The 23,642-nt window shown below is 42.5% G+C and carries 38 protein-coding genes; all 38 read left to right on the plus strand.

The window, feature by feature from the left end; genetic code table 11:
- Positions 1 to 49: 49 nt before the first annotated feature.
- The 38 genes from rpsG to truA all read left to right on the plus strand — a co-directional run bounded on the left by rpsG (position 50) and on the right by truA (position 23,548).
- Complete coding sequence (gene rpsG, locus ACTJKA_RS17650) at positions 50 to 520, plus strand: 30S ribosomal protein S7 (RefSeq protein ID WP_003216884.1); 471 nt, start codon at positions 50 to 52, stop codon at positions 518 to 520.
- A gap of 54 nt (positions 521 to 574) precedes the next feature.
- Positions 575 to 2,653 carry an elongation factor G gene (fusA, locus tag ACTJKA_RS17655; RefSeq protein WP_007496301.1) on the plus strand — a complete coding sequence of 693 codons (2,079 nt, stop codon included), beginning with the start codon at positions 575 to 577 and terminating at the stop codon, positions 2,651 to 2,653.
- Positions 2,654 to 2,770: 117 nt separating this feature from the next.
- Positions 2,771 to 3,961, plus strand: a complete 1,191-nt coding sequence (tuf, locus tag ACTJKA_RS17660; protein WP_007496302.1) for an elongation factor Tu — start codon at positions 2,771 to 2,773, stop codon at positions 3,959 to 3,961.
- Between the two features lie 108 nt (positions 3,962 to 4,069).
- Positions 4,070 to 5,029 (plus strand): alpha/beta fold hydrolase, encoded by a 960-nt coding sequence (locus ACTJKA_RS17665; protein WP_129548032.1) that lies wholly within the window; start codon positions 4,070 to 4,072, stop codon positions 5,027 to 5,029.
- A 218-nt stretch (positions 5,030 to 5,247) separates the two neighbouring features.
- Positions 5,248 to 5,556 carry a 30S ribosomal protein S10 gene (rpsJ, locus tag ACTJKA_RS17670; RefSeq protein ID WP_003156464.1) on the plus strand — a complete coding sequence of 103 codons (309 nt, stop codon included), beginning with the start codon at positions 5,248 to 5,250 and terminating at the stop codon, positions 5,554 to 5,556.
- Between the two features lie 37 nt (positions 5,557 to 5,593).
- A complete protein-coding gene (gene rplC, locus ACTJKA_RS17675; protein ID WP_007496311.1) occupies positions 5,594 to 6,223 on the plus strand; it encodes a 50S ribosomal protein L3 in 630 nt (209 codons plus the stop codon).
- Positions 6,224 to 6,250: 27 nt separating this feature from the next.
- Positions 6,251 to 6,874, plus strand: a complete 624-nt coding sequence (rplD, locus tag ACTJKA_RS17680) for a 50S ribosomal protein L4 (RefSeq protein WP_007496312.1) — start codon at positions 6,251 to 6,253, stop codon at positions 6,872 to 6,874.
- Complete coding sequence (rplW, locus tag ACTJKA_RS17685) at positions 6,874 to 7,161, plus strand: 50S ribosomal protein L23 (RefSeq protein WP_003217016.1); 288 nt, start codon at positions 6,874 to 6,876, stop codon at positions 7,159 to 7,161. The genes rplD and rplW overlap by 1 nt, the downstream gene beginning before the upstream one ends.
- Before the next feature lie 28 nt (positions 7,162 to 7,189).
- Positions 7,190 to 8,023, plus strand: a complete 834-nt coding sequence (gene rplB / locus ACTJKA_RS17690) for a 50S ribosomal protein L2 (RefSeq protein WP_007496314.1) — start codon at positions 7,190 to 7,192, stop codon at positions 8,021 to 8,023.
- A gap of 57 nt (positions 8,024 to 8,080) precedes the next feature.
- Complete coding sequence (gene rpsS, locus ACTJKA_RS17695) at positions 8,081 to 8,359, plus strand: 30S ribosomal protein S19 (RefSeq protein WP_003216920.1); 279 nt, start codon at positions 8,081 to 8,083, stop codon at positions 8,357 to 8,359.
- 17 nt (positions 8,360 to 8,376) lie between these two features.
- Positions 8,377 to 8,718: a 50S ribosomal protein L22 gene (gene rplV, locus ACTJKA_RS17700; RefSeq protein WP_007496316.1), complete on the plus strand. Its 342-nt coding sequence runs from the start codon at positions 8,377 to 8,379 to the stop codon at positions 8,716 to 8,718.
- Positions 8,719 to 8,721: 3 nt separating this feature from the next.
- Positions 8,722 to 9,378 (plus strand): 30S ribosomal protein S3, encoded by a 657-nt coding sequence (gene rpsC / locus ACTJKA_RS17705; protein ID WP_003217241.1) that lies wholly within the window; start codon positions 8,722 to 8,724, stop codon positions 9,376 to 9,378.
- Position 9,379: 1 nt separating this feature from the next.
- On the plus strand, positions 9,380 to 9,814 hold the full coding sequence (gene rplP, locus ACTJKA_RS17710) for a 50S ribosomal protein L16 (RefSeq protein WP_003225801.1): 435 nt from the start codon (positions 9,380 to 9,382) through the stop codon (positions 9,812 to 9,814).
- Positions 9,804 to 10,004: a 50S ribosomal protein L29 gene (gene rpmC / locus ACTJKA_RS17715; RefSeq protein WP_003217155.1), complete on the plus strand. Its 201-nt coding sequence runs from the start codon at positions 9,804 to 9,806 to the stop codon at positions 10,002 to 10,004. The genes rplP and rpmC overlap by 11 nt, the downstream gene beginning before the upstream one ends.
- Positions 10,005 to 10,029: 25 nt before the next feature.
- A complete protein-coding gene (gene rpsQ, locus ACTJKA_RS17720) occupies positions 10,030 to 10,293 on the plus strand; it encodes a 30S ribosomal protein S17 (protein WP_003216906.1) in 264 nt (87 codons plus the stop codon).
- A gap of 39 nt (positions 10,294 to 10,332) precedes the next feature.
- Positions 10,333 to 10,701 (plus strand): 50S ribosomal protein L14, encoded by a 369-nt coding sequence (gene rplN / locus ACTJKA_RS17725; protein ID WP_003216882.1) that lies wholly within the window; start codon positions 10,333 to 10,335, stop codon positions 10,699 to 10,701.
- 35 nt (positions 10,702 to 10,736) lie between these two features.
- Complete coding sequence (gene rplX / locus ACTJKA_RS17730) at positions 10,737 to 11,048, plus strand: 50S ribosomal protein L24 (RefSeq protein WP_007496325.1); 312 nt, start codon at positions 10,737 to 10,739, stop codon at positions 11,046 to 11,048.
- Positions 11,049 to 11,073: 25 nt separating this feature from the next.
- Positions 11,074 to 11,613, plus strand: coding sequence for a 50S ribosomal protein L5 (gene rplE / locus ACTJKA_RS17735; protein ID WP_003217159.1), 540 nt, complete (start codon positions 11,074 to 11,076; stop codon positions 11,611 to 11,613).
- Positions 11,614 to 11,635: 22 nt separating this feature from the next.
- A complete protein-coding gene (gene rpsN, locus ACTJKA_RS17740) occupies positions 11,636 to 11,821 on the plus strand; it encodes a 30S ribosomal protein S14 (RefSeq protein ID WP_008356542.1) in 186 nt (61 codons plus the stop codon).
- A gap of 31 nt (positions 11,822 to 11,852) precedes the next feature.
- Entirely contained in the window at positions 11,853 to 12,251 is a 399-nt protein-coding gene (rpsH, locus tag ACTJKA_RS17745; protein WP_007496327.1) for a 30S ribosomal protein S8, read from the plus strand.
- A 31-nt stretch (positions 12,252 to 12,282) separates the two neighbouring features.
- On the plus strand, positions 12,283 to 12,819 hold the full coding sequence (gene rplF, locus ACTJKA_RS17750) for a 50S ribosomal protein L6 (protein ID WP_008345395.1): 537 nt from the start codon (positions 12,283 to 12,285) through the stop codon (positions 12,817 to 12,819).
- A gap of 32 nt (positions 12,820 to 12,851) precedes the next feature.
- Positions 12,852 to 13,214 (plus strand): 50S ribosomal protein L18, encoded by a 363-nt coding sequence (rplR, locus tag ACTJKA_RS17755; RefSeq protein WP_003216951.1) that lies wholly within the window; start codon positions 12,852 to 12,854, stop codon positions 13,212 to 13,214.
- 24 nt (positions 13,215 to 13,238) lie between these two features.
- On the plus strand, positions 13,239 to 13,739 hold the full coding sequence (gene rpsE, locus ACTJKA_RS17760; protein ID WP_007496332.1) for a 30S ribosomal protein S5: 501 nt from the start codon (positions 13,239 to 13,241) through the stop codon (positions 13,737 to 13,739).
- Positions 13,740 to 13,752: 13 nt separating this feature from the next.
- On the plus strand, positions 13,753 to 13,935 hold the full coding sequence (gene rpmD, locus ACTJKA_RS17765; protein ID WP_003217067.1) for a 50S ribosomal protein L30: 183 nt from the start codon (positions 13,753 to 13,755) through the stop codon (positions 13,933 to 13,935).
- A gap of 30 nt (positions 13,936 to 13,965) precedes the next feature.
- Positions 13,966 to 14,406, plus strand: a complete 441-nt coding sequence (rplO, locus tag ACTJKA_RS17770) for a 50S ribosomal protein L15 (RefSeq protein WP_003216888.1) — start codon at positions 13,966 to 13,968, stop codon at positions 14,404 to 14,406.
- Position 14,407: 1 nt separating this feature from the next.
- Positions 14,408 to 15,700, plus strand: coding sequence for a preprotein translocase subunit SecY (gene secY, locus ACTJKA_RS17775; RefSeq protein ID WP_007496334.1), 1,293 nt, complete (start codon positions 14,408 to 14,410; stop codon positions 15,698 to 15,700).
- Positions 15,701 to 15,755: 55 nt separating this feature from the next.
- Positions 15,756 to 16,409: an adenylate kinase gene (locus ACTJKA_RS17780; protein ID WP_007496336.1), complete on the plus strand. Its 654-nt coding sequence runs from the start codon at positions 15,756 to 15,758 to the stop codon at positions 16,407 to 16,409.
- The gene (gene map, locus ACTJKA_RS17785; protein WP_017359166.1) at positions 16,406 to 17,152 is read left to right on the plus strand and encodes a type I methionyl aminopeptidase; all 747 of its coding nucleotides are present in this window, start codon (positions 16,406 to 16,408) and stop codon (positions 17,150 to 17,152) included. Before ACTJKA_RS17780 ends, map begins: the two co-directional genes overlap by 4 nt.
- A gap of 310 nt (positions 17,153 to 17,462) precedes the next feature.
- Positions 17,463 to 17,681, plus strand: a complete 219-nt coding sequence (gene infA, locus ACTJKA_RS17790; RefSeq protein WP_003217190.1) for a translation initiation factor IF-1 — start codon at positions 17,463 to 17,465, stop codon at positions 17,679 to 17,681.
- A gap of 31 nt (positions 17,682 to 17,712) precedes the next feature.
- Complete coding sequence (gene rpmJ / locus ACTJKA_RS17795) at positions 17,713 to 17,826, plus strand: 50S ribosomal protein L36 (RefSeq protein WP_003156543.1); 114 nt, start codon at positions 17,713 to 17,715, stop codon at positions 17,824 to 17,826.
- A gap of 21 nt (positions 17,827 to 17,847) precedes the next feature.
- Positions 17,848 to 18,213, plus strand: a complete 366-nt coding sequence (gene rpsM, locus ACTJKA_RS17800; RefSeq protein WP_003217023.1) for a 30S ribosomal protein S13 — start codon at positions 17,848 to 17,850, stop codon at positions 18,211 to 18,213.
- 20 nt (positions 18,214 to 18,233) lie between these two features.
- Positions 18,234 to 18,629 carry a 30S ribosomal protein S11 gene (gene rpsK, locus ACTJKA_RS17805; RefSeq protein ID WP_003217231.1) on the plus strand — a complete coding sequence of 132 codons (396 nt, stop codon included), beginning with the start codon at positions 18,234 to 18,236 and terminating at the stop codon, positions 18,627 to 18,629.
- 175 nt (positions 18,630 to 18,804) lie between these two features.
- Positions 18,805 to 19,749, plus strand: coding sequence for a DNA-directed RNA polymerase subunit alpha (locus ACTJKA_RS17810; protein WP_003217009.1), 945 nt, complete (start codon positions 18,805 to 18,807; stop codon positions 19,747 to 19,749).
- 75 nt (positions 19,750 to 19,824) lie between these two features.
- A complete protein-coding gene (gene rplQ, locus ACTJKA_RS17815; RefSeq protein ID WP_003216944.1) occupies positions 19,825 to 20,187 on the plus strand; it encodes a 50S ribosomal protein L17 in 363 nt (120 codons plus the stop codon).
- A gap of 124 nt (positions 20,188 to 20,311) precedes the next feature.
- Positions 20,312 to 21,154: an energy-coupling factor ABC transporter ATP-binding protein gene (locus ACTJKA_RS17820; RefSeq protein ID WP_008345218.1), complete on the plus strand. Its 843-nt coding sequence runs from the start codon at positions 20,312 to 20,314 to the stop codon at positions 21,152 to 21,154.
- The gene (locus tag ACTJKA_RS17825; protein WP_007496346.1) at positions 21,130 to 21,999 is read left to right on the plus strand and encodes an energy-coupling factor ABC transporter ATP-binding protein; all 870 of its coding nucleotides are present in this window, start codon (positions 21,130 to 21,132) and stop codon (positions 21,997 to 21,999) included. Before ACTJKA_RS17820 ends, ACTJKA_RS17825 begins: the two co-directional genes overlap by 25 nt.
- Positions 21,996 to 22,793, plus strand: a complete 798-nt coding sequence (locus ACTJKA_RS17830) for an energy-coupling factor transporter transmembrane component T family protein (RefSeq protein WP_017359167.1) — start codon at positions 21,996 to 21,998, stop codon at positions 22,791 to 22,793. The genes ACTJKA_RS17825 and ACTJKA_RS17830 overlap by 4 nt, the downstream gene beginning before the upstream one ends.
- An 11-nt stretch (positions 22,794 to 22,804) precedes the next feature.
- Complete coding sequence (gene truA, locus ACTJKA_RS17835; RefSeq protein ID WP_440607871.1) at positions 22,805 to 23,548, plus strand: tRNA pseudouridine(38-40) synthase TruA; 744 nt, start codon at positions 22,805 to 22,807, stop codon at positions 23,546 to 23,548.
- The last annotated feature ends 94 nt before the right edge of the window (positions 23,549 to 23,642 follow it).

Consider the following 23,642-nt stretch of genomic DNA (forward strand, 5'->3'; position numbering starts at 1 on the left):
GATGAAAGACAGATAGAAATCCTTTTAAAAGAGAAGGGAGGCTATTCAGATGCCACGTAAAGGTCCTGTAGCAAAAAGAGACGTTTTGCCAGATCCAATTTACAATTCTAAACTTGTATCTCGTTTGATCAACAAAATGATGATCGACGGTAAAAGAGGAAAGTCACAAACTATTCTCTACAAGTCATTTGATATCATCAAAGAACGTACTGGTAATGAAGCGATGGAGGTTTTCGAACAAGCCTTGAAAAACATCATGCCAGTTCTTGAAGTTAAAGCACGTCGTGTAGGTGGAGCTAACTACCAAGTTCCTGTAGAAGTTCGCCCAGATCGTCGTACGACTTTAGGTCTTCGCTGGTTAGTAAACTACGCTCGTCTTCGTGGAGAAAAAACGATGGAAGAGCGTCTTGCTAACGAAATCCTTGACGCAGCTAACAACACTGGTGCTGCTGTTAAGAAACGTGAAGATACACACAAAATGGCAGAAGCGAACAAAGCATTCGCTCACTACCGCTGGTAGGATTTATACCAAACTAAAAAAACTATTCCCTAATAAGGAAGGAGAAATTACCCAATGGCAAGAGAGTTCTCCTTAGACAAAACTCGTAATATTGGTATCATGGCTCACATCGATGCCGGTAAAACGACAACGACTGAGCGTATCTTGTACTACACTGGTCGTATCCATAAAATTGGTGAAACTCACGAAGGAGCTTCACAAATGGACTGGATGGAGCAGGAGCAAGAACGTGGTATTACAATCACTTCTGCTGCTACTACAGCACAATGGAAAGGTTACCGTGTAAACATCATTGATACACCAGGACACGTAGACTTCACTGTTGAAGTTGAACGTTCTTTGCGTGTACTTGATGGTGCGGTTGCTGTTCTTGATGCACAATCAGGTGTAGAGCCTCAAACTGAAACAGTTTGGCGCCAAGCAACAACTTACGGAGTACCTCGTATCGTATTCGTTAACAAAATGGATAAAACCGGTGCGGACTTCCTTTACTCTGTAAGCACATTAAGAGATCGTCTTCAAGCGAACGCTCATGCAATTCAATTGCCGATCGGCGCTGAAGATCAATTCGAAGGAATCATCGACCTTGTAGAAAACGTAGCATACTTCTACGAAGATGACCTTGGAACTCGCTCTGATGCACAAGAAATCCCTGCTGAGTATAAAGACAAAGCTGAAGAGCTTCGCAGCAGCTTGATTGAAGCTGTCGCTGAGCTTGATGAAGAGCTTATGGAAAAATACCTTGAGGGTGAAGAAATCACAATTCCTGAATTGAAAGCTGCAATCCGTAAAGGAACTTTGAATGTTGAATTCTACCCAGTTCTTGTTGGATCTGCTTTCAAAAACAAAGGTGTTCAGCTTGTACTTGACGCTGTGCTTGACTACCTTCCTGCACCAACTGATGTTGCTGCAATTAAAGGTACATTGCCAGATACAAATGAAGAGGTTGTACGTGAGTCTACTGATGACGCACCATTCGCAGCTCTTGCATTTAAAGTTATGACTGACCCTTATGTTGGGAAACTAACTTTCTTCCGCGTATACTCTGGAACACTTGATTCTGGTTCTTACGTGAAGAACTCTTCTAAGAACAAGCGTGAGCGTGTTGGACGTATCCTTCAAATGCACGCAAACAGCCGTGAAGAAATCTCTACTGTATATGCAGGGGATATCGCAGCAGCTGTTGGTCTTAAAGATACATCTACTGGTGATACTCTTTGTGACGAGAAAAATCTTGTTATCCTTGAGTCTATGGAATTCCCAGAGCCAGTTATCGATGTAGCAATCGAGCCTAAATCTAAGGCTGACCAAGATAAAATGGGTATCGCTTTAGCTAAACTAGCTGAAGAGGATCCAACATTCCGTACACAAACAAACACTGAAACTGGTCAAACGATTATCTCTGGTATGGGTGAGCTTCACCTTGATATCATTGTTGACCGTATGAAGCGTGAGTTCAAGGTTGAAGCTAACGTAGGAGCTCCTCAAGTTGCGTACCGTGAAACATTCCGTTCTAGTGCAAAAGTTGAAGGTAAATTCGTACGTCAGTCTGGTGGACGCGGTCAGTTCGGACACGTTTGGATCGAATTCGAACCAAACGAAGAAGGCGCAGGCTTCGAATTCACAAATGCAATCGTCGGTGGGGTTGTTCCACGTGAATACATTCCAGCAATTCAAGCAGGTCTTGAAGATTCACTAGAAAATGGTGTATTGGCTGGATTCCCATTAATCGACATCAAAGCAAAATTATTCGATGGATCTTACCACGATGTTGACTCTAACGAAATGGCGTTTAAAATTGCTGCATCTATGGCATTGAAAAATGCTGTCAGCAAATGTAACCCAGTTCTACTTGAGCCAATGATGAAAGTAGAAGTCGTTATCCCAGAAGAATACATGGGAGACATCATGGGTGATATCACATCTCGTCGTGGACGTGTAGAAGGTATGGAAGCTCGCGGTAACGCTCAAGTTGTTCGCGCTATGGTTCCACTTTCTGAAATGTTCGGATATGCAACTGCACTCCGTTCTAACACACAAGGACGCGGTACATTCACTATGCACATGGATCACTACGAAGAAGTGCCTAAGAGCATCAGTGAAGAAATCATCAAAAAAAATAAAGGTGAATAATTGATTTTGCCTTTAAACTAAAGTATAACTACTATTGAAGATCAGAAAGTGAGAGGTAACTCTTCACTTTCTATCACTCATACCAAATACAATGAACCTTTAAGGAGGATTTTTAGAATGGCTAAAGAAAAATTCGACCGTTCCAAATCGCATGCTAACATTGGTACAATTGGACACGTTGACCATGGTAAAACAACTCTAACTGCTGCTATCTCAACAGTTCTTCATAAGAAATCTGGTAAAGGTACAGCTATGGCTTATGACCAAATCGATGGTGCTCCAGAAGAGCGCGAGCGTGGAATCACAATCTCAACTGCACACGTTGAGTATGAAACTGAAACTCGTCACTATGCACACGTAGACTGCCCAGGACACGCTGACTATGTTAAAAACATGATCACTGGTGCTGCTCAAATGGACGGCGCGATCTTAGTAGTATCTGCTGCTGATGGTCCAATGCCACAAACACGTGAGCACATCCTACTTTCTCGTAACGTAGGTGTTCCTTACATCGTAGTATTCCTTAACAAATGTGACATGGTTGACGATGAAGAGTTACTTGAACTTGTTGAAATGGAAGTTCGTGACCTTCTTTCTGACTATGACTTCCCTGGTGACGATGTACCAGTTATCAAAGGTTCTGCTCTTAAAGCTCTTGAAGGTGATGCTGATTACGAAGCAAAAATCTTCGAACTTATGGATGCGGTTGATGAGTACATCCCAACTCCAGAGCGTGACACTGAGAAGCCATTCATGATGCCAGTTGAGGACGTATTCTCAATCACTGGTCGTGGAACAGTTGCTACTGGTCGTGTTGAGCGTGGACAAGTTAAAGTCGGTGACGAAGTTGAAATCATCGGTCTTCAAGAAGAAAACGGTAAAACAACTGTTACAGGTGTTGAAATGTTCCGTAAACTTCTTGACTATGCTGAAGCTGGTGACAACATCGGTGCACTACTTCGTGGTGTATCTCGTGAAGATATCCAACGTGGTCAAGTACTTGCTAAACCAGGTACAATCACTCCACATAGCCGTTTCAAAGCTGAAGTTTATGTACTTTCTAAAGAAGAGGGTGGACGTCATACTCCATTCTTCACTAACTACCGTCCGCAGTTCTACTTCCGTACAACTGACGTAACTGGTATCGTACATCTTCCAGAAGGTACTGAAATGGTAATGCCTGGCGATAACACTGAGATGGAAGTTGAACTTATCTCTACTATCGCTATCGAAGAAGGAACTCGTTTCTCTATCCGTGAGGGTGGACGTACTGTAGGTTCTGGCGTCGTTTCTACTATCATTAAGTAATAACAGCTAAAAGAGACTCCTTGCAAAAGGGTCTCTTTTTTTGCTTTTCCAGTGCATAACGGCTACTATAAGCTATAGAATCTAAATGGAACCGAGAGGATCACTGGAATGACGAAGACAATGTTGAAAAAGTGGCCGATTGGCGGGCTTGATCAATGGATTATGATAAAAGAAGATCAAGCAGAAAAAACAAAACCCGTTTTATTATTTTTACACGGTGGCCCAGGGTCAGCTCAAATGAGTTATATCGATTCCTTTCATAAGGAACTTGATCAAGACTTCACTGTTGTTCATTGGGACCAGCGCGGTGCAGGATTGTCTTATCAAAAAAACATTCCTGAGTCTTCTATGACCATTGGGCAATTCGTAGAGGATACGATTGAGCTTACAGAAAAACTGCTTTCTTATAATGATCAAACGAAAATATACATTGCAGGTTATTCATGGGGATCATTAATAGCGATACAAGCTGTACATAAACGACCAGATTTGTATCATGCCTATTATGGAATTAGTCAGGTGGTTGATGTATTAAAAGAGGATATTGTATCGTACGAACTTCTTCTAAAAAAATATCAAGGAAAGCATTTCATTACTAGATGTCTAAAATTGCTGACACCACCCCCTTGGAAACGCACCTTTGCTCATGCTTTGTTCTCTGTATACAAAGAGTTCGCAAAAGTAGGGCTCACGCATAGGTGGAAGCCACTTTTTCAAATGCTGTATGCATTTCTCGTTAGTAAGCATTATCAGCTAAAAGATAAGTGGAAATTCCTTATGGGACAGAAGTATAGCCAGGATATGCTGTGGGACGAGCTGATGAACGAAAGCATTCAATACCGAGTTTCTTCTATATTAATACCCTGCTACTTTATCATCGGGGAACATGACATGATTACTCCAGCTGCTGTATCAAAACCATATGTTGATCAACTTACAGCACCAATAAAAGAGTGGTTTACTTTTAAAGAATCTGCGCATTCTCCGCATATTGAAGAGCCAGAAGAATTTATTCGTATCGTCAGGAAGACAGCTACACATCATCTTCAGGGAAAGCTTGATTTATAGGCTGAACCCCTGTATAATATGAAAAGTGTGCAAATCATAAATTTATCCGATTTATTATTGCAACACGCAGGCCAATTTGGTACAATAGTGCATGTTGGTCTTTGACTGCGATGAAGTGAGAGGTTGCTGACACACCCGGCCGCTTTGCCATGGCAAGGTGATCAGGTTTTTCTCACGGAGAACTGTCTAACGTAAGTAGGCGAAAAGGAGGGAAAATAATGGCAAAACAAAAAATTCGTATTCGTTTAAAAGCATATGATCATAGAATTCTTGATCAATCTGCTGAGAAGATTGTTGAAACGGCTAAGCGTTCTGGTGCTAGTGTATCTGGTCCAATCCCGCTTCCAACTGAAAAATCAGTTTACACAATCCTTCGTGCGGTGCATAAGTACAAAGATTCTCGTGAGCAATTCGAGATGCGTACTCACAAACGTCTAATCGACATCGTGAATCCAACTCCGCAAACAGTTGATGCACTTATGCGTTTAGATTTACCATCCGGTGTAGATATCGAAATCAAACTTTAATTCAAATAGAAAACACATATTATAGGAGGTGTGACGAATGACCAAAGGAATCTTAGGTAGAAAAATTGGTATGACGCAAGTATTCGCAGAAAACGGTGATCTTATCCCTGTAACTGTTGTTGAGGCTGCTGCTAACGTTGTTCTTCAGAAGAAGACTACTGACACGGATGGCTATGAAGCAATCCAAATCGGTTTTGACGACAAACGTGAGAAGCTTTCTAACAAACCAGAGAAAGGCCACGTTGCTAAAGCGGAAACTGCTCCTAAGCGCTTCGTAAAAGAATTACGCGGTGTGGAGTTAGATGCGTATGAAGTTGGTCAGGAAGTCAAAGTTGATATTTTCGCAAATGGAGATATCGTAGATGTAACAGGAACATCAAAAGGTAAAGGATTCCAAGGGGCTATCAAACGCCACGGACAATCACGCGGACCAATGACTCACGGTTCACGTTACCACCGTCGTCCTGGTTCAATGGGACCTGTTGATCCAAACCGAGTATTCAAAGGTAAACTTCTTCCAGGACGTATGGGCGGAGAGCAAATCACTGTCCAAAATCTTGAGATCGTTAAAGTTGATGCAGAACGCAATCTTCTTTTGATCAAAGGTAACGTACCAGGAGCTAAAAAATCTCTAGTAACTGTAAAGAGTGCAGTTAAAACTAAATAACTCTCTTAGGAAAGGAGGAAACAAGTCATGCCAAAAGTAGCATTATTTAACCAAAACGGTTCTACTAACGGTGAAATCGAATTAAACGCTTCTGTGTTTGGAATTGAGCCAAACGAAAGCGTAGTATTCGATGCTATTCTTATGCAAAGAGCTTCCTTACGTCAAGGAACTCACAAAGTAAAAACTCGTTCTGAAGTACGTGGCGGAGGTCGTAAACCTTGGAGACAGAAGGGTACAGGTCGTGCTCGTCAAGGTTCTATCCGTTCACCACAATGGCGCGGAGGCGGTATCGTATTCGGTCCAACACCACGCAGCTATTCTTATAAATTACCTAAAAAAGTTCGCCGCTTGGCTATCAAGTCAGTATTGTCTTCTAAAGTAATCGACAACAACATCATCGTTCTTGAAGATCTTACTCTTGATGCAGTGAAAACGAAAGAATTCGCAGGCATCCTTAAAGGGTTATCTGTTGAGAAGAAAGCGTTGATCGTCACTGCGGATGCAAACGAAACAGTTGCTTTATCTGCTCGTAACATCCCTGGAGTAACAGTTGTTGAAGCTAACGGTATCAACGTTCTTGACGTTGTCAACCACGACAAACTTCTGATCACTAAAGCAGCGGTTGAAAAAGTAGAGGAGGGACTCGCATAATGAAAGATCCTCGTGATGTTCTAAAGCGCCCTATCATTACTGAACGTTCTGCTGATCTAATGACAGAGAAGAAGTACACGTTCGAAGTTGATGTCAGAGCTAACAAGACAGAAGTGAAAGACGCTGTTGAAGAGATCTTTGGAGTGAAAGTTGAGAAAGTCAACGTTCAAAACTACAAAGGTAAATCAAAACGCGTTGGACGCTACACTGGTATGACTAGCCGTCGCAGAAAAGCGATCGTGAAATTAACTGCTGACAGCAAAGAAATCGAAATTTTTGAAGCGTAAATCTTAAAAAGAAGGAGGGAAATTCAAAATGGCGATTAAAAAGTATAAACCAACCAGTAATGGTCGTCGTGGCATGACTACTTCAGATTTTGCTGAAATCACGACTGACAAACCAGAAAAATCGTTGCTTGCACCGCTTCACAGAAAAGGCGGACGTAACAACCAAGGTAGATTGACTGTTCGTCATCAAGGTGGCGGTCACAAACGTCAATACCGTATCATCGACTTTAAGCGTGATAAAGACGGTATACCTGGACGCGTTGCTACAATCGAGTATGATCCAAACCGTTCAGCGAACATCGCTCTTGTAAACTATGCAGATGGTGAGAAACGTTACATTCTTGCTCCGAAAGGAATCCAAGTTGGTACTGAAGTTACTTCTGGACCAGAAGCTGACATCAAACCAGGTAATGCTCTTCCACTTATCAACATCCCAGTTGGTACAGTTGTGCATAACATTGAATTAAAACCAGGTAAAGGTGGACAATTAGTTCGTTCTGCTGGTACTTCTGCTCAAGTTCTAGGTAAAGAAGGTAAATACGTTCTTGTACGTTTGAACTCTGGTGAAGTACGCATGATCCTTTCTGCTTGCCGTGCGACTATCGGTCAAGTTGGAAACGAACAACACGAACTAATCAACATCGGTAAAGCTGGACGTTCTCGCTGGAAAGGCGTACGCCCAACAGTTCGTGGTTCTGTAATGAACCCTAACGATCACCCACACGGCGGTGGTGAAGGACGCGCTCCAATCGGACGTAAATCACCAATGTCTCCATGGGGTAAACCGACTCTTGGATTCAAGACTCGTAAGAAAACCAACAAGTCTGATAAATTCATTGTACGTCGTCGTAAAAACAAGTAACGGGGTTGTCTACGGTTCATTTAGGACCGTAGTTCAATCACGAAGGGAGGTTCCACAATGGCTCGCAGCTTAAAAAAAGGACCATTTGTTGATGATCATTTGATGGCTAAAGTCGAGAAATTGAATGAAACTGACAAAAAGCAAGTCGTAAAAACTTGGTCTCGTCGTTCTACAATTTTCCCACAATTCATCGGTCACACAATCGCTGTCTATGACGGACGCAAACATGTACCTGTTTTCATTTCTGAAGATATGGTAGGTCACAAATTGGGCGAATTCGCACCAAGCCGTACTTACAAAGGTCATGCTAGTGACGATAAAAAAACAAGACGCTAATGAGAGGAGGCTTTTAAATGCAAGCTAAAGCTGTCGCAAGAACAGTCCGTATTGCTCCTCGTAAAGCACGTCTAGTAATGGACCTGATCCGAGGTAAGCAAGTAGGAGAAGCAGTTTCTATCTTAAACCTTACACCTAAGGCTGCTTCACCAATTATTGAAAAAGTATTAAAATCTGCTATCGCAAATGCTGAGCACAACTACGAGTTGGACGCTAACAGCCTAGTGATTACTCAAGCATTCGTTGACGAAGGTCCAACACTTAAGAGATTCCGTCCACGTGCTATGGGTCGTGCGAGCGCAATTAACAAACGTACTAGCCACATTACAATCGTTGTATCAGAAAAGAAGGAGGGATAATCCGTGGGTCAAAAGGTAAATCCAGTAGGTCTTCGTATTGGCGTCATTCGTGATTGGGAATCTAAATGGTTCGCAGGAAAAGATTACGCTGACTTCTTACATGAAGACTTGAAAATCCGTGAATTCATCAGCAAGCGTTTGTCTGACGCGTCTGTTTCTAAAGTAGAAATCGAACGTGCTGCAAACCGCGTAAATATCACAATCCACACGGCTAAACCAGGTATGGTAATTGGTAAAGGCGGATCTGAAGTTGAAGCACTTCGTAAAGCTCTTAACAGCCTAACTGGCAAACGTGTACACATCAACATTCTTGAAATCAAGAGAGCAGATCTTGATGCTCAGCTAGTTGCTGAAAACATCGCTCGTCAACTTGAAAATCGTATTTCATTCCGTCGTGCACAAAAACAAACAATCCAACGCACAATGCGTGCTGGAGCACAAGGAATCAAAACAATGGTTTCTGGTCGTCTTGGCGGTGCAGATATTGCTCGTTCTGAATATTACAGTGAAGGTACTGTTCCATTGCACACACTTCGTGCTGACATCGACTATGCTACTGCTGAAGCTGATACTACTTATGGTAAGCTTGGCGTAAAAGTATGGATCTATCGTGGAGAAGTCCTTCCAACTAAGAAGAATACTGCGGAAGGAGGAAAATAATATGTTATTGCCAAAACGCGTGAAGTATCGCAGAGAACATCGTGGAAAAATGCGTGGTCGTGCAAAAGGCGGCACTGAAGTACATTTCGGTGAGTTCGGTATCCAAGCTCTTGAAGCTTCTTGGATCACTAACCGTCAAATCGAAGCTGCTCGTATTGCTATGACTCGTTACATGAAACGTGGCGGTAAAGTTTGGATCAAAATTTTCCCTTCTAAGCCATACACAGCTAAACCTCTAGAGGTCCGCATGGGTTCCGGTAAAGGTGCTCCAGAAGGCTGGGTAGCTGTAGTAAAACCGGGCAAAGTTTTATTTGAAATTTCTGGTGTGTCTGAAGAAGTTGCTCGTGAAGCTCTTCGTCTTGCATCTCACAAATTGCCAATTAAAACGAAGTTCGTAAAACGTGAAGAAATTGGTGGTGAATCAAATGAAAGCTAATGAAATTCGTGACCTTACCACTGCTGAAATTGAACAAAAAGTAAAGTCTCTTAAAGAAGAACTTTTCAATCTTCGTTTCCAATTAGCGACTGGGCAGCTTGAAAACACTGCTCGCATTCGTGAAGTGCGTAAATCAATCGCACGCATGAAAACTGTGATTCGTCAAAGAGAAATCGCTGCTAATAAATAATAATTAGAGGGGAGGCCCCGCAAACATGAGCGAACGTAACCAACGTAAAGTGTATCAAGGTCGTGTTGTTTCTGACAAAATGGATAAAACCATCACTGTTGTAGTTGAAACATACAAAAAGCATTCACTTTATGGCAAACGTGTAAGATATTCTAAAAAGTTCAAAGCACATGATGAAAACAACCAAGCAAAAATCGGAGACATCGTAAAGGTCATGGAAACTCGTCCATTATCTGCGACTAAACGCTTTCGTCTAGTTGAAGTTGTCGAAGAAGCTGTTATTATCTAATAAAGTTCGGATTTCTTTTTCCGAAGGGAGGTAACATTAATGATTCAACAGGAGACTCGTTTAAAAGTAGCTGACAACTCTGGCGCACGCGAAGTACTAACGATTAAAGTTCTTGGTGGCTCTGGACGTAAAACGGCTAACATCGGTGATGTCATTGTTTGTACGGTTAAACAAGCAACACCAGGAGGCGTTGTCAAAAAAGGTGAAGTTGTGAAAGCAGTTATCGTTCGTACTAAGAGCGGAGCTCGCAGAAACGATGGATCTTACATCAGTTTTGATGAAAATGCATGTGTCATCATCCGTGACGACAAGAGCCCACGTGGAACTCGTATCTTCGGACCAGTAGCACGTGAACTTCGTGAAAATAACTATATGAAAATTGTTTCTTTAGCACCAGAAGTACTTTAATGAATACAATCCGCGACTCAAGGAGGTGCGATTAAATGCATGTTAAAAAGGGCGATAAAGTAGTGGTTATCTCTGGTAAAGATAAAGGTAAACAAGGTGTCATCCTTGCTGCTTTCCCTAAAAAGGACCGTGTTTTAGTAGAAGGTATTAACCTTGTGAAAAAACACTCTAAACCAACCCAAGCTAACCCTCAAGGCGGAATTTCTGAACAAGAAGCGCCGATCCACGTATCAAACGTAATGCCGCTTGATCCTAAAACGGGTGAAGTGACACGTATTGGATATAAAGTTGAGGACGGAAAGAAAGTCCGTGTAGCGAAAAAATCTGGGCAAGTTCTAGATAAATAGTAAATAAGGAAGGGAGGTCTTTCTCATGAACCGCCTTAAAGAAAAGTATGTAAAAGAAATTACACCTGCATTAGTTTCTAAGTTTGAATACAAATCAGTAATGCAAGTGCCAAAAATCGAAAAAATCGTGATCAACATGGGTGTTGGTGACGCCGTTCAAAACGCTAAAGCAATCGATACTGCTGTTGAAGAATTAACGTTTATCGCTGGTCAAAAACCTGTCGTTACTCGTGCGAAGAAGTCTATTGCTGGATTCCGTCTACGTGAAGGAATGCCAATCGGTGCGAAAGTAACACTTCGCGGAGAGCGCATGTACGATTTCCTTGATAAACTTATTTCTGTATCTTTACCACGTGTACGTGACTTCCGCGGGATTTCTAAGAAATCTTTCGACGGTCGTGGAAACTACACGCTTGGTATTAAAGAACAGTTAATCTTCCCAGAAATTGATTACGATAAAGTAACAAAAGTCCGCGGTATGGATATCGTTATCGTTACGACTGCCAACACGGATGAAGAAGCACGTGAGTTATTAACTCAAGTAGGTATGCCGTTCCAGAAATAATCAATGAAAGGGAGGCGAAATCGTGGCTAAAAAGTCTATGATTGCGAAACAACAACGCAAACAAAAGTTTAAAGTTCAAGAGTATACGCGCTGCGAACGTTGTGGACGTCCACATTCAGTAATTCGCAAGTTTAAACTTTGCCGTATTTGTTTCCGCGAACTTGCATATAAAGGACAAATTCCTGGCGTTAAAAAAGCCAGCTGGTAATCCCCATAAATGGGAAGGAGGTTATTAAATAATGGTTATGACAGATCCGATTGCAGATTTGCTGACTCGTATTCGCAATGCGAACATGGTACGTCATGAGAAGCTAGAAGTACCGGCTTCAAAAATCAAAAGAGAAATTGCTGAAATCTTAAAGCGTGAAGGTTTTATCCGTGACGTTGAGTACGTCGAAGACAGCAAACAAGGAATTATCCGTTTGTTCCTTAAATACGGCCAAAACAACGAACGTGTTATCACTGGTCTTAAAAGAATCAGTAAACCTGGTTTACGCGTATATGCGAAATCAAATGAAGTACCACGTGTACTTAACGGACTTGGAATCGCAATTATTTCTACATCACAAGGTGTTTTATCGGACAAAGAAGCCCGTGCTAAACAAGCTGGTGGAGAAGTACTTGCTTACGTATGGTAAAAAAAGTTTAAGATGAATGGAGGTGCTTGGTATGTCTCGTATAGGTAAAAAGCTAATCGAGATCCCTTCAGGAGTAACTGTGACAAACAACGATAACACAGTGACAGTAAAGGGACCAAAAGGTGAACTAACTCGTGCATTTCACCCTGATATGGAAATTAAAATTGAGGACAACGTCTTAACTGTAAGCCGTCCGTCTGAAAATAAAGAACACCGTGCATTACATGGTACAACACGTAGCTTAATTGCAAACATGGTTGAAGGTGTATCTAAAGGTTTCGAAAGAGGTTTAGAACTAATCGGTGTCGGTTACCGTGCAGCTAAATCTGGAAACAAACTTGTTCTTAACGTTGGATACTCTCACCCAGTTGAAATCGTTCCTGAGGCTGGAGTTGAAGTAGAAGTTCCATCTCAAACGAAAGTAATCGTTAAAGGTATCGATAAAGAGCGTGTAGGAGCTCTAGCTTCTAACATCCGCGCTGTCCGTGCTCCAGAGCCTTACAAAGGTAAAGGAATTCGTTACGAAGGTGAATTCGTTCGCCGTAAAGAAGGAAAAACTGGTAAGTAAGATCGCTTAATGTGAAGAAAGGAGTGACTCGGATGATTACGAAAACTAGCAAAAACGCTACTCGTCTTAAAAGACACGCTCGTGTTCGTGCGAAACTTTCAGGTACTGCTGAAAGACCTCGCCTTAACGTTTTCCGTTCTAACAAGAACATCTACGCTCAAGTAATTGATGATGTTAACGGTGTAACACTTGTAAGTGCTTCTACTCTTGATAAAGAGTTAAAGATCGAGAATAGTTCTGACGCTGCAGCTGCTACTAAAGTTGGCGAACTTGTTGCAAAACGTGCTGTTGAAAAAGGCATCTCTAACGTGGTATTTGACCGCGGAGGATACTTATATCATGGACGTGTAAAAGCTCTAGCTGAAGCTGCTCGTGAGGCTGGACTTAAATTTTAATAAAAGAAGGAGGGACACATCCGAATGAGTCGTATTGACCCAAGCAAATTAGAGTTAGAAGAACGCTTAGTTACGGTTAACCGGGTAGCGAAAGTTGTTAAAGGTGGACGTCGTTTCCGTTTTGCAGCTTTAGTTGTTGTCGGTGACAAAAACGGTCATGTAGGATTCGGTACTGGTAAAGCACAAGAAGTACCAGAAGCGATCCGCAAAGCTGTTGAAGACGCGAAAAAGAATTTAATTGAAGTACCAATGGTTGGAACTACAATTCCACATGAAATCATCGGTCGATTCGGTGCAGGAAACGTTCTATTGAAGCCTGCTTCAGAAGGTACAGGAGTTATCGCTGGAGGCCCAGTTCGTGCGGTACTTGAGCTTGCTGGTCTAGCTGATATCCTTTCTAAATCTCTAGGTTCTAATACACCGATCAACATGATCCGCGCAACACTTCAAGGTTTAAGTGAACTTAAACGTGCTGAAGATGTAGCGAAGCTTCGTGGAAAATCTGTAGAAGACCTGTTAGGATAAGGAGGGAACAATAATGGCAAATAAATTAGAAATTACCCTCAAACGCAGTGTAATCGGTCGCCCAGAAGATCAGCGTGTCACTGTTCGTACTCTTGGTCTAAAGAAAACAAACCAAACAGTCGTACATGAAGACAATGCAGCGATCCGCGGCATGATTAACAAGGTGTCTCATTTAGTTTCTGTTAAAGAACAATAAAACATTTTTAATCGATAAGGAGGTGCCCAAATGAAACTTCATGAATTGAAGCCTTCAGAAGGTTCACGTAAAGTACGCAACCGTGTTGGTCGTGGTATTGGATCAGGTAACGGTAAAACTTCTGGTAAAGGTCATAAAGGTCAAAACGCTCGTTCTGGCGGCGGTGTACGCCCTGGATTCGAAGGTGGTCAAATGCCTTTATTCCAACGCCTTCCAAAACGTGGTTTTACAAACATCAACCGTAAAGATTACGCGGTAATCAACTTAGACAGATTAAACAGTTTTGACGAAGGAACGGAAGTCACTCCTGAACTTCTTCTAGAGACTGGTGCAATAAGCAAGTTAAAAGCAGGAGTAAAAATTCTTGGCAACGGTAAATTAGAAAAAAAATTAACTGTAAAAGCCAATAAATTCTCTGCTTCTGCTAAAGAAGCGATTGAAGCTGCTGGCGGTACAGCCGAGGTGATCTAACTTGTTTAAGACAATCTCCAATTTTATGCGCGTGAAAGATATACGGAATAAGATTATATTTACACTTTTAATGTTAGTCGTCTTTCGTATAGGTGCTTTCATCCCTGTGCCTAATGTGAACGCCGAAGTTCTCCAGGCACAGGATCAAATGAGTGTTTTCGGAATCCTCAACACGTTTGGGGGCGGGGCACTTTTCCAATTCTCCATTCTTGCAATGGGGATTATGCCGTATATCACTGCTTCGATCATCATCCAGCTCTTGCAGATGGATGTTGTTCCGAAGTTTACTGAGTGGTCAAAGCAAGGAGAGGTTGGCCGCCGAAAATTAGCACAATTCACAAGGTATTTTACAATTGTTCTAGGATTTATCCAGGCGTTAGGAATGTCATATGGATTTAACAATATGGCAGGAGGCATGCTGATTGAAAACCCAGGTGTTTCAACGTATCTCTTAATTGCGGTCGTACTCACTGCGGGAACAGCATTTTTAATGTGGCTGGGAGAGCAGATTACTGCTCACGGTGTTGGTAACGGTATTTCGATTATTATCTTTGCCGGTATCATCGCAGGTATCCCTCAAACATTAAAGCAAGTGTACGCTCAGCAATTTGTAGGTGGAGATGGACAGCTGTTCATGCAAATCCTGAAAATTGCCCTTATTGTGATTGCTATTCTTGTCATTGTTATCGGTGTTATTTACATTCAAATGGCAGTGAGAAAGATTGCGATTCAATATTCAAAAGGAACTGGCCGTGCACAAATGTCTGCTAGTCAAGCAACGCACCTTCCATTGAAAGTGAATCCAGCAGGGGTGATTCCAGTCATCTTTGCCGTTTCGTTCATTATTACTCCGCAGACGATCGCATCGTTCTTCGGAACAAATAATGTGACAACCTGGATAACTAACAACTTTGACTATACTAAGCCAATCGGTATGACGATTTATGTAGCACTGATTGTTGCTTTCACATATTTTTATGCCTTTGTCCAAGTAAACCCTGAACAAATGGCTGAAAATCTGCAAAAGCAGGGTGGCTATATCCCGGGAGTTCGTCCAGGGAAAATGACTCAAGATAGAATTACGAGCATTTTGTACCGACTCACGTTTGTGGGCGCCATTTTCTTAGCCGTGATTTCAATACTTCCTATCTTTTTCATTCAATTCGCTGGATTACCTTCCGCTGCACAAATTGGCGGCACAAGTCTTCTCATTGTTGTAGGTGTTGCACTTGAAACAATGAAACAGCTTGAAAGCCAATTAGTGAAACGAAACTACCGTGGATTTATGAAATAAAACAGAGGGCTGGGCTGCTGCCCAACCTCTCTAAGTAAGGAAGGGGAAATCCGAAATGAACTTAGTCTTAATGGGGCTTCCGGGTGCTGGTAAAGGCACTCAGGCAGAACGAATTGTTGATGATTATGGGATCCCTCATATCTCAACAGGAGATATGTTCCGTGCTGCTATGAAAGAGGAGACACAACTTGGACTCGAAGCAAAATCCTTTATCGATAAAGGAGAGCTTGTTCCTGATGAGGTCACAATCGGTATTGTTAGAGAAAGACTTGGCAAGAATGATTGTGAACAAGGTTTTCTTCTGGACGGATTTCCGCGAACTGTCGCTCAGGCTGAAGCTTTAGAAGACATTCTAAAGGACCTTGGCAGAACGATTGATTATGTCATTAATATTAAAGTCGATAAAGATGCTTTGATGGAGCGTCTGACTGGCCGAAGAATTTGCAAAGATTGCGGAGCAACATATCATTTAGTATTCAATCCACCTGCGAAAGAAAATGTTTGTGACAAGTGTGGAGGCGAGCTTTATCAACGTGCAGATGATAATGCAGAAACCGTTTCGACAAGACTTGAAGTGAACTTAAAGCAGACTGAACCTTTACTGAATTTCTATTCAGAAAAAGGATATCTTGCAAACATTGATGGTGCGAAGCACATTAACGATGTTTACGCTGATATTAAGGACCTGCTTGGGGGATTAAATAAATGATTATCTGTAAAACTCCTCGCGAGCTTGAGATTATGAGAGAAGCTGGACGCATTGTCGCACTGACTCATGAAGAGCTGAAGAAACACATAAAACCAGGTATTTCGACAAAAGAATTGGATCAAATTGCCGAACGTTTTATTACAAAGCAGGGTGCAATCCCATCTTTTAAAGGGTATAATGGTTTTCGCGGGAGCATTTGCGTTTCGGTGAATGAAGAACTCGTTCACGGTATTCCTGGTAAACGGGTTTTACGTGATGGAGACATCATTAGTATCGATATCGGCGCAAAGTTAAATGGCTATCATGGTGACTCTGCTTGGACTTATCCAGTTGGGGTAATCAGTGATGAGGACCGCAAACTACTGGAAGTCACAGAGGAATCTCTATATAAGGGCTTACAGGAAGCAAAGCCAGGTGAACGTCTGTCAAACATTTCCCATGCCATACAAACGTATGTTGAAGATGAGAATTTCTCAGTTGTTAGAGAATATGTTGGACATGGGGTCGGACAGGATCTTCATGAGGACCCTCAAATTCCTCATTATGGTCCGCCGAACAAAGGCCCACGGCTCAAACCTGGAATGGTGTTGGCCATCGAACCGATGGTGAACGCAGGCAGCCGATATGTGAAAACACTGGCTGATAACTGGACGGTTGTAACGGTTGATGGGAAAAAGTGTGCTCACTTTGAGCATACGATTGCGATTACAGATACAGGTTTTGATATACTGACTAAGATTTAGGTCTTCACTGAAGCCTTTCAGGCCCAAATCGGGCAGGTTGTCTGTATAGTCCAAGGAAAGAACAAGATCAGTATACAGTTGTCATCGGCGTGTTCGATGGCTGCCATGTACTAATCGCAGACGGAGAAAAGCGTAAATTCATTCTCCTAAGAAAAAATATCAATCATTTAACCTTTTATGATTGCGTATCTCCGGAAGTTCAGAACAGTATATTCAAAACAGGTCGGGTGATAGATGGACAATTGAGAACATCTCATTTGGACATTTATCAGAGAGCAAGTTACTGATTTGAAGAAGGGAGAACACTTGAATGGCGAAAGACGATGTAATTGAAGTGGAAGGTACTGTAGCAGAAACTTTGCCAAATGCAATGTTCAAAGTTGAACTAGAGAATGGTCATACAGTTTTGGCTCATGTATCAGGAAAAATCCGTATGCACTTCATTCGCATTTTACCTGGAGACAAAGTTACGGTAGAATTATCTCCATATGACTTAACTCGTGGTAGAATTACGTACCGTTACAAATAAAGCAACTCCGGAAGAAGGAGGTTGGAAACACATGAAAGTGAGACCATCTGTTAAACCTATCTGTGAAAAATGTAAAGTGATTCGCAGAAAAGGAAAAGTAATGGTGATCTGTGAAAACCCAAAACATAAACAAAAACAAGGCTAATAACAAGGAGGTGCCCAAATCATGGCTCGTATTGCTGGTGTAGATATTCCACGTGATAAGCGTGTTGTCATTTCTTTAACATATGTTTTTGGAATTGGTCGTACGACGGCTCAACAAGTCCTTAAAGAAGCAGGTGTTTCTGAAGACACTCGCGTTCGCGATCTAACTGAAGACGAACTAGGTAAAATCCGTGATATCATTGACAAACTTAAAGTAGAAGGTGACCTTCGTCGTGAAGTTTCACTTAACATTAAGCGTCTAATTGAAATCGGAAGCTACCGCGGAATCCGTCATCGTAGAGGACTTCCTGTTCGTGGACAAAACACAAAAAACAACGCGCGCACTCGTAAAGGTCCGCGTCGTACTGTAGCTAACAAGAAAAAATAAGTAAAGGAGGTAGTTAAAGAATGGCTGCTGCTCGTAAACAAAATACGCGTAAACGTCGCGTGAAAAAGAATATTGAAGCTGGAATCGCTCATATCCGTTCCACTTTCAACAACACGATTGTAACGATTACTGATGTTCATGGAAACGCAATTTCTTGGTCAAGTGCTGGTGCATTAGGATTCAGAGGTTCTCGTAAATCTACTCCTTTCGCTGCACAAATGGCTGCTGAAACTGCTGCTAAAGGTTCTATCGAACATGGTCTTAAAACACTTGAAGTAACTGTTAAAGGTCCTGGTTCTGGTCGTGAAGCTGCAATTCGTGCGCTTCAAGCTGCAGGTCTTGAAGTTACTGCAATCAGAGACGTAACTCCAGTTCCTCATAACGGATGCCGTCCACCAAAACGTCGCCGCGTGTAATTTGTTTGTATAGATTTTGTGTCCCTGTCAATAATGGGTTATGATACAGTTATTTATGAGACGAATACACGACTCGTTGCCTGAGCACATACGGGACTAAACAATGAGGAATTTCGGATGGAATCTCATATGATTCTATTCGAGGTTTCGACGTTTTGAAGGAGGGTTTTATTAGATGATCGAAATTGAAAAACCAAAAATCGAAACGGTTGAAATCAGCGACGATGCCAAGTATGGCAAGTTTGTCGTAGAGCCACTTGAGCGTGGATATGGTACCACTTTAGGGAACTCCCTTCGTCGTATCCTTTTATCCTCACTTCCTGGTGCAGCTGTAACATCGATCCAGATAGATGGTGTCTTACACGAATTCTCAACGATCGAAGGCGTGGTTGAAGATGTTACAACGATTATCTTAAACATTAAAAAGCTTGCACTCAAAATCTACTCTGAAGAAGAGAAGACGCTTGAAATTGATGTACAAGATGAAGGAACTGTAACAGCTGCTGATATTACACACGACAGCGATATTGAAATCTTAAATCCAGATCTTCACATCGCAACTCTTGGCAAAAATGCGAGCTTCCGTGTTCGTTTGACTGCACAAAGAGGTCGCGGGTATAATCCTGCTGATGCAAACAAAAGAGACGATCAGCCTATCGGCGTGATTCCGATCGACTCAATCTATACACCTGTATCTCGTGTAACTTATCAAGTGGAGAACACCCGTGTTGGGCAAATCACAAACTATGATAAATTAACACTAGATGTATGGACTGATGGAAGCACAGGACCGAAAGAAGCGATCGCTCTAGGTTCTAAGATTTTAACTGAACACCTAAATATTTTCGTTGGGTTAACTGACGAAGCTCAGCATGCAGAAATCATGGTTGAAAAAGAAGAAGACCAAAAAGAAAAAGTGCTTGAAATGACAATTGAAGAGCTTGATCTTTCTGTTCGTTCTTACAACTGTTTGAAGCGTGCGGGTATTAACACTGTTCAAGAGCTTGCTAACAAGACAGAAGAGGATATGATGAAAGTTCGTAACCTTGGACGTAAATCTCTTGAAGAAGTGAAAGCGAAACTAGAAGAACTTGGACTGGGTCTTCGTAAAGACGATTGACTAGTTTCATTGTGAACTAGGATTTTCGTGTGTTTTTTATTCATACAGCATCTCTAATTAAGGAGGGGACATCACATGGCATACAGAAAGCTAGGACGCACTAGTGCACAACGTAAAGCAATGCTTCGTGACCTAACGACTGATTTGATCATCAACGAACGCATCGAAACAACTGAAACACGTGCGAAAGAACTTCGCTCTGTAGTTGAAAAAATGATCACTCTTGGCAAACGCGGAGATCTTCATGCTCGCCGTCAAGCTGCAGCTTACATTCGTAACGAAGTAGCTAACGCTGAAACAAACCAAGATGCACTTCAAAAATTATTCGCTGACGTTGCAACTCGCTACGAAGATCGCCAAGGTGGATACACTCGTATCATGAAGCTTGGACCTCGTCGCGGCGATGGCGCACCAATGGCTGTCATTGAATTAGTTTAATCACATATCGTGTATCTAAGAAAGGGCGGGACAGTTCATAACTGGATCTATGCCCTTTTTTAGATACTACGGCTTTTTAGCAATAGGCAAAGTAGAGGTTGAGCTGAGAGGAGGTCCGGTAGAGATGGAGAAGACATTAATTGACGTAAAAGACATTGTATTTCGTTATCACAAAGATGCGGACAAGCCCGCTTTAGACCAAGTGTCATTGCATGTGAATCAAAATGAATGGCTTGCCATTGTTGGCCACAACGGTTCAGGTAAATCCACACTTGCCCGTGTACTGAATGGGCTCATTTTACCGGATGCAGGAACGGTCAAGGTTGGTGAGATTGAGCTGAAAGAAGAAAGTGTTTGGGATATTCGCAAAAAGGTCGGCATGGTCTTTCAAAACCCAGACAACCAATTTGTTGGCTCGACGGTTCGTGATGATGTGGCTTTTGGTTTAGAAAATAACGGGGTTGAGCGGGAATTGATGATAGAGCGTGTAGATTGGGCTGTCAAACAGGTCAATATGCAGGAGTTTCTTGATCAAGAGCCGCACCATCTATCAGGCGGGCAAAAGCAGAGAGTAGCAATCGCAGGTGTACTTGCCGCAAGCCCTGACATCATGATCTTGGATGAAGCAACATCAATGCTTGATCCGATTGGCCGTGAAGAAGTGTTAGAAACCGTCAGACTGCTGAAGGAACAAGGAACGGTCACGGTCATTTCCATCACACATGATTTAGACGAAGCTGCGAAGGCAGACCGCGTTATTGTGATGAATGGCGGGAAGAAATTTGCCGAGGGAACACCAGAGGAAGTATTTGAACTAGATGAACAGCTGGTTCAGATTGGACTTGATCTGCCATTTTCCTACCGGTTGAGTAAGCAATTGAAGCAGCAAGGTGTGCCGCTTGCAAATGCCCATTTGACACAAGAAGGATTGGTGAAAGAGCTATGGACATTACGATCAAAGAATTAGAGCATCGTTATCAAATGAAAACGCCGTTTGAGCGTCTCGCTTTGTATGATGTCAATGCTTCCATCAAAGAAGGCAGCTATGTTGCTGTCATCGGTCATACGGGTTCCGGCAAGTCGACATTGCTGCAACATTTAAATGGACTGCTCAAACCAACAAAGGGGAGCATTGCGCTTGGAGATACGGTCTTACAAGCCAATAAAAAGCAGAAGGAACTGAAATCTCTTCGAAAAAAAGTAGGTATCGTGTTTCAATTTCCTGAACATCAGCTCTTTGAGGAGACCATTCTGAAGGATATCTGCTTTGGTCCGATGAATTTCGGCGTTCCAAAAGAAAAGGCAGAAGCTAAGGCTAAAGAAATGCTGAAGCTTGTAGGCCTTCCTGAATCCTTGTTATCTCGATCACCCTTTGAATTAAGCGGTGGTCAAATGAGACGTGTGGCGATTGCAGGTGTTCTAGCAATGGAGCCAGAAGTGCTTGTGCTTGATGAGCCGACTGCGGGATTAGATCCACGCGGACGTAAAGAAATCATGGACATGTTTTATGAGCTTCATCAAAAAGCCAACCTGACGACGATCCTTGTGACACACAGTATGGAAGATGCCGCTCATTATGCGGATCAAATGATTGTGATGCACAAAGGAACAGTAAAGGCGACAGGTACGCCGAGGGAGCTATTTGCCAATCGTACCGACATGTCTTCTTTCGGACTGGACCTCCCGGAAACGATCAAATTCCAGCAGGCTGTCGAAGAAAAGCTGGGGATGACGTTTCCAAGACCGCTTCTGACCATGGATGAAATGGCAGAAGCCTTAACAGCTTTATATCAGGAGGACACGACATCATGATGGATAGTATGATTATCGGCAAATATGTGCCAGGTACATCCTTTGTCCATCGTCTTGATCCAAGGACAAAGCTGTTATCAATTTTCTTTTTTGTCTTTATTGTCTTTTTTGCGAATAACTACATCACTTACGGGCTTTTAGGGGTCTTTACGATCCTTGTGGTGATGGTGTCTCAGGTGCCGCTGTACTTTATTCTCAAAGGAATGAAACCCATCCTGTGGATTGTTCTGTTTACCTTTATCCTGCATATCTTCATGACAAAGGATGGCGCTTTGCTCTTTCACTTTGGTTTTCTGAATATTTATGAAGAAGGTCTAAAACAGGGGATTTTCATTTCACTCCGTTTTGTCTATCTCATCATGATGACAACACTTCTGACGTTGACCACAACGCCTATTGAAGTGACAGACGGTATGGAGAAGCTGCTGCATCCTTTCCGTAAAATCAAGCTACCTGTTCATGAACTTGCTCTTATGATGTCTATCTCTCTTCGATTTATTCCGACTTTACTCGAAGAAACAGACAAAATCATGAAAGCCCAAATGGCAAGAGGTGTTGATTTTACAAGCGGACCCGTGAAAGATCGTTTGAAAGCGATTGTTCCATTGCTTGTCCCGCTTTTCGTCAGTGCGTTTAAGCGTGCGGAGGAATTGGCGACCGCTATGGAAGCGAGAGGCTACCGCGGGGGAGAAGGGCGCACGAAATACCGTCAGCTTGTCTGGGGCATGAAAGACACGTTCACGCTGCTTCTATTCAGCCTGTTAACAGCACTCCTTGTGCTGCTTAGAAATTAGGTGATGCCTAGATGAAAGTAAAATGTACCGTATCATACGATGGGACACATTTTAAAGGGTATCAAGTGCAACCAGGACAGCGTACTGTACAAACGGAGATTGAATCTGCCCTTGCTAGAATGCATAAACAAGACGAACTGATTCCGATTGTGGCTTCCGGCCGGACAGACAGTGGCGTTCACGCAAAGGGGCAGGTCATCCATTTTGACACCCCGCTTGCCATCCCGATGGAAAGATGGCCTTTTGCCCTCAACAGCTTGCTGCCAGATGACATTCGTGTTCTAAAGGCTGAAGAAGTGGATGAATCGTTTCATGCACGTTTTAGTGTCGTTTCGAAGGAGTACCGTTATAAGGTCTCAACGGAAACGCACCAAAATGTGTTCACGAGACAGTATGCCTGTCATTATCCTTACCGGCTTGATGCAGACAAAATGAGAGAAGCTGCTGGGCACCTGATTGGCACACACGATTTCACAAGCTTTTGTGCGTCCAATACAGAGGTTCAGGACAAGGTGAGGGAGATTTATGCCCTTGAGTGGAAAAACGTCTCAGACGGGCTTGAAATGCGTGTGAGAGGGAATGGCTTTTTATACAACATGGTGCGAATTATAGCCGGCACGTTACTTGAAATTGGTTCTGGTAAATTTCACCCTGAGGAGATAAAAGCCATGCTTGCCGCCCGAAATCGCGAAGCGGCAGGCAAGACTGCGCCCAGTCACGGACTGTATTTATGGGAAGTTTTCTATGACAACTAAACCAGGTGTAACATGTTCTTGACACAGGAAGCAGAAAGTTATAAGATATCATATGGTATGTATTTCAACCCCACAAATAAGCCCCGGAAGACTT

The organism is Bacillus sp. 22190, assembly GCF_052045575.1.
Classification (GTDB): Bacteria; Bacillota; Bacilli; order Bacillales; family Bacillaceae; genus Bacillus; species Bacillus altitudinis.

Excerpts from the sequence above, each read along its gene's own strand:
- rpsG (WP_003216884.1), top strand. The coding sequence starts at position 50 with ATGCCACGTAAAGGTCCTGTAGCAAAAAGAGACGTTTTGCCAGATCCA.
- fusA (WP_007496301.1), top strand. The coding sequence starts at position 575 with ATGGCAAGAGAGTTCTCCTTAGACAAAACTCGTAATATTGGTATCATG.
- tuf (WP_007496302.1), top strand. The coding sequence starts at position 2,771 with ATGGCTAAAGAAAAATTCGACCGTTCCAAATCGCATGCTAACATTGGT.
- ACTJKA_RS17665 (WP_129548032.1), top strand. The coding sequence starts at position 4,070 with ATGACGAAGACAATGTTGAAAAAGTGGCCGATTGGCGGGCTTGATCAA.
- rpsJ (WP_003156464.1), top strand. The coding sequence starts at position 5,248 with ATGGCAAAACAAAAAATTCGTATTCGTTTAAAAGCATATGATCATAGA.
- rplC (WP_007496311.1), top strand. The coding sequence starts at position 5,594 with ATGACCAAAGGAATCTTAGGTAGAAAAATTGGTATGACGCAAGTATTC.
- rplD (WP_007496312.1), top strand. The coding sequence starts at position 6,251 with ATGCCAAAAGTAGCATTATTTAACCAAAACGGTTCTACTAACGGTGAA.
- rplW (WP_003217016.1), top strand. The coding sequence starts at position 6,874 with ATGAAAGATCCTCGTGATGTTCTAAAGCGCCCTATCATTACTGAACGT.
- rplB (WP_007496314.1), top strand. The coding sequence starts at position 7,190 with ATGGCGATTAAAAAGTATAAACCAACCAGTAATGGTCGTCGTGGCATG.
- rpsS (WP_003216920.1), top strand. The coding sequence starts at position 8,081 with ATGGCTCGCAGCTTAAAAAAAGGACCATTTGTTGATGATCATTTGATG.
- rplV (WP_007496316.1), top strand. The coding sequence starts at position 8,377 with ATGCAAGCTAAAGCTGTCGCAAGAACAGTCCGTATTGCTCCTCGTAAA.
- rplP (WP_003225801.1), top strand. The coding sequence starts at position 9,380 with ATGTTATTGCCAAAACGCGTGAAGTATCGCAGAGAACATCGTGGAAAA.
- rpmC (WP_003217155.1), top strand. The coding sequence starts at position 9,804 with ATGAAAGCTAATGAAATTCGTGACCTTACCACTGCTGAAATTGAACAA.
- rpsQ (WP_003216906.1), top strand. The coding sequence starts at position 10,030 with ATGAGCGAACGTAACCAACGTAAAGTGTATCAAGGTCGTGTTGTTTCT.
- rplN (WP_003216882.1), top strand. The coding sequence starts at position 10,333 with ATGATTCAACAGGAGACTCGTTTAAAAGTAGCTGACAACTCTGGCGCA.
- rplX (WP_007496325.1), top strand. The coding sequence starts at position 10,737 with ATGCATGTTAAAAAGGGCGATAAAGTAGTGGTTATCTCTGGTAAAGAT.
- rplE (WP_003217159.1), top strand. The coding sequence starts at position 11,074 with ATGAACCGCCTTAAAGAAAAGTATGTAAAAGAAATTACACCTGCATTA.
- rpsH (WP_007496327.1), top strand. The coding sequence starts at position 11,853 with ATGGTTATGACAGATCCGATTGCAGATTTGCTGACTCGTATTCGCAAT.
- rplF (WP_008345395.1), top strand. The coding sequence starts at position 12,283 with ATGTCTCGTATAGGTAAAAAGCTAATCGAGATCCCTTCAGGAGTAACT.
- rplR (WP_003216951.1), top strand. The coding sequence starts at position 12,852 with ATGATTACGAAAACTAGCAAAAACGCTACTCGTCTTAAAAGACACGCT.
- rpsE (WP_007496332.1), top strand. The coding sequence starts at position 13,239 with ATGAGTCGTATTGACCCAAGCAAATTAGAGTTAGAAGAACGCTTAGTT.
- rpmD (WP_003217067.1), top strand. The coding sequence starts at position 13,753 with ATGGCAAATAAATTAGAAATTACCCTCAAACGCAGTGTAATCGGTCGC.
- rplO (WP_003216888.1), top strand. The coding sequence starts at position 13,966 with ATGAAACTTCATGAATTGAAGCCTTCAGAAGGTTCACGTAAAGTACGC.
- ACTJKA_RS17780 (WP_007496336.1), top strand. The coding sequence starts at position 15,756 with ATGAACTTAGTCTTAATGGGGCTTCCGGGTGCTGGTAAAGGCACTCAG.
- map (WP_017359166.1), top strand. The coding sequence starts at position 16,406 with ATGATTATCTGTAAAACTCCTCGCGAGCTTGAGATTATGAGAGAAGCT.
- infA (WP_003217190.1), top strand. The coding sequence starts at position 17,463 with ATGGCGAAAGACGATGTAATTGAAGTGGAAGGTACTGTAGCAGAAACT.
- rpmJ (WP_003156543.1), top strand. The coding sequence starts at position 17,713 with ATGAAAGTGAGACCATCTGTTAAACCTATCTGTGAAAAATGTAAAGTG.
- rpsM (WP_003217023.1), top strand. The coding sequence starts at position 17,848 with ATGGCTCGTATTGCTGGTGTAGATATTCCACGTGATAAGCGTGTTGTC.
- rpsK (WP_003217231.1), top strand. The coding sequence starts at position 18,234 with ATGGCTGCTGCTCGTAAACAAAATACGCGTAAACGTCGCGTGAAAAAG.
- ACTJKA_RS17810 (WP_003217009.1), top strand. The coding sequence starts at position 18,805 with ATGATCGAAATTGAAAAACCAAAAATCGAAACGGTTGAAATCAGCGAC.
- rplQ (WP_003216944.1), top strand. The coding sequence starts at position 19,825 with ATGGCATACAGAAAGCTAGGACGCACTAGTGCACAACGTAAAGCAATG.
- ACTJKA_RS17820 (WP_008345218.1), top strand. The coding sequence starts at position 20,312 with ATGGAGAAGACATTAATTGACGTAAAAGACATTGTATTTCGTTATCAC.
- ACTJKA_RS17825 (WP_007496346.1), top strand. The coding sequence starts at position 21,130 with ATGGACATTACGATCAAAGAATTAGAGCATCGTTATCAAATGAAAACG.
- ACTJKA_RS17830 (WP_017359167.1), top strand. The coding sequence starts at position 21,996 with ATGATGGATAGTATGATTATCGGCAAATATGTGCCAGGTACATCCTTT.
- truA (WP_440607871.1), top strand. The coding sequence starts at position 22,805 with ATGAAAGTAAAATGTACCGTATCATACGATGGGACACATTTTAAAGGG.